The 2,411-nt window shown below is 68.1% G+C and carries 3 protein-coding genes; 1 reads left to right on the top strand and 2 read right to left on the bottom strand.

The window, feature by feature from the left end:
- The coding region (locus J0695_RS23125) for a chitinase (protein WP_206964270.1) at window positions 1-976 on the top strand (976 nt) is incomplete at its 5' end.
- A gap of 57 nt (window positions 977-1,033) precedes the next feature.
- On the opposite strand, the gene J0695_RS23120 is transcribed toward J0695_RS23125, so the two are convergent.
- Both J0695_RS23120 and J0695_RS44070 read right to left on the bottom strand, forming a co-directional pair.
- Window positions 1,034-1,900 (bottom strand): S1 family peptidase, encoded by an 867-nt coding sequence (locus J0695_RS23120; protein WP_206964268.1) that lies wholly within the window; start codon window positions 1,898-1,900, stop codon window positions 1,034-1,036.
- Between the two features lie 81 nt (window positions 1,901-1,981).
- The coding region (locus J0695_RS44070) for a hypothetical protein (protein ID WP_242553066.1) at window positions 1,982-2,411 on the bottom strand (430 nt) is incomplete at its 5' end.

Here is a 2,411-nt window from a genome sequence, read left to right as displayed (position 1 = left end):
CTCCACGTCGACCCCGGGCAGCCCCACGCCCACGCCTACGCCTACGCCGACTCCCACGCCGAGCTCCACGGTGACGCCCCCCGCGGGAAGTGTCCCCAAGCACGCGGTCACCGGCTACTGGCAGAACTTCAACAACGGCGCGACGGTTCAGAAGATCAGCGCTGTCCCGTCCGCGTACGACATCATCGCCGTCTCCTTCGCCGACGCGACGTCCTCGCCCGGCGCGGTCTCCTTCACCCTCGACTCGGCGGGTCTGGGCGGCTACACCGTCGACCAGTTCAAGGCCGACATCAAGGCCAAGCAGGCCGCGGGCAAGTCCGTGATCATCTCCATCGGCGGCCAGAACGGCACGGTCTCGATCAACGACTCCACCTCCGCCACGAACTTCGCCAACTCCGTCTACTCCCTGATGCAGACGTACGGCTTCAACGGCGTCGACATCGACCTGGAGAACGGCCTCAACTCGACGTACATGTCGCAGGCCCTGCACTCCCTGTCCTCGAAGGCGGGCAGCGGCCTCGTCCTCACCATGGCGCCGCAGACCATCGACATGCAGTCGACATCGGGCGAGTACTTCAAGACGGCGCTGGCCGTGAAGGACATCCTCACCGTCGTCAACATGCAGTACTACAACAGCGGTTCGATGCTCGGCTGTGACGGCAAGGTCTACAGCCAGGGCTCGGTGGACTTCCTCACCGCGCTCGCCTGCATCCAGCTGGAGGGCGGCCTCGCCCCCTCGCAGGTCGGGCTCGGCGTGCCGGCCTCGACCAGTGGCGCCGGCAGCGGTTACGTCTCGCCTTCGATCGTGAACGCCGCGCTGGACTGCCTCAGCATCGGCACCAACTGCGGTTCCTTCAAGCCGTCCAAGACCTACCCGGGTCTGCGCGGCGCGATGACCTGGTCCACCAACTGGGACGCTTCGGCGGGCAACGCCTGGTCCAACGCGGTCGGGCCGCACGTCCACGCACTTCCGTAACACCGCTCCTCAGCCCGGACGCAGCGCCCGCCGCTCCCCCGGCGGGCGCTGCTGTTGTCACGGCTTGGGCAGTGTGCAGCCCGCACGGCTCAGGTCGATCTTGTTCCCGATGCCCACGCAGGCGACGATCCCGTACGTCTCCTGCGCGTAGTTGATGCCCTGGCGGACGGTCACTGTCCCGTCGGCGGCCACCTCGCACGGGTTGTTCTCCGTGCAGCGCGCGCCGTCCTCATTACCGGTGTTGTTGACGGCGACGACCTTGCCCGTCGTCGTGTCGATCACCGGGGAGCCCGAGGTGCCGCCGATGGTCTGGCAGGCGGAGGTGTAGCGGACCGAGTCCTTCCAGGTCCAGGCCCCCTCCTTGAGGCGGTAGACGAAACCGTCGACATTGCAGCTGTAGGTCCGCTTCCAGTAGCCGGAGACCACCTTGATGGCGCTGCCCTGCGTGGGGTGGGCGGCGTTGAGCTCCAGGGCCTTGATGCCGTAGGAGCTCTGGATCTGGGCGTAGGTCGTGGTCAGTTCGTACAGGGAGATGTCGGTGTCCGTCATCGTCCCGTACGCGATCTTGCTCGCCCGGAGCGTGGCGACCTTGGTGCCCGCAGCGTTCAGGAGCGAGAAGGTGCGGGTGGAGGGGCGGTCGACGAGCACCTGGCCCGCGGCGGGGAAGCCGGTCTCCAGGCAGTGGCCGTTGGAGAGGACCAGGGCAGGGTCCGTGGGCTGGGAGTCGGGCATGCGGATGACGGATCCGGAACAGTTGCTGAGCGCGACCGTTCCGGCGAAGTCGACGGCTTTGACCGCGGGTGCAGGTGCAGGTGCGGCCGCGGTCGCGGGCGCGGGACGGCTTGTGGCCGCCGCTGTCGCGGGTGCTGCTGCGGCTCCCAGGAGAAGGAGTGACAGCAATGCGCCGACGAGAGGCTTTTTCATGGGGGTCCCCTCTGTGACCGAAGTTCTTTCGGTTTGACATGCGCATTGTTAACGCATGTGCCGCGAGGGGGGAAGAGCGCCTTACCGGCCGCGCGCGGCCAGATAGTAGCCGAGCACGGGTGCGATCTCGGTGAACCACTCCTGGAGAGTGGCCGCATTGCGGGCGGAGACCATGCCCTCGAAGAAGCGTCCGTCGGGGAAGACGACGGCGACCATCAGGACGGTGCCGACGGGGCCCGCCTTGTAATGGACGGTCTGGATGTGGTGCCAGGGGAAGTCGGCGGTCTGGCCCTGGTGCTCGAAGGAGACCCCTTCGGCGTCGACGACGATCGCCTGCCGGCGGTCGGCGGCGAGGAAGTCCGGGTGGGGGGACGGGTCCTGGGGAGACTGGCCCTGGGGCTGCGGGCTCTGCGGCTGCAGGCTCTGGGGCTGCGGGCCCTGGGGCTGCGGGGCGTGCGGCTGCTGTACGGGCGCCGGGGCGTACGCCTGCTGACCGGGCGCAGGCGCGTAC

It is taken from the genome of Streptomyces beijiangensis (assembly GCF_017315755.1).
GTDB lineage: Bacteria > Actinomycetota > Actinomycetes > Streptomycetales > Streptomycetaceae > Streptomyces > Streptomyces beijiangensis.
This window is presented reverse-complemented; position numbering and strand designations above follow the sequence as displayed.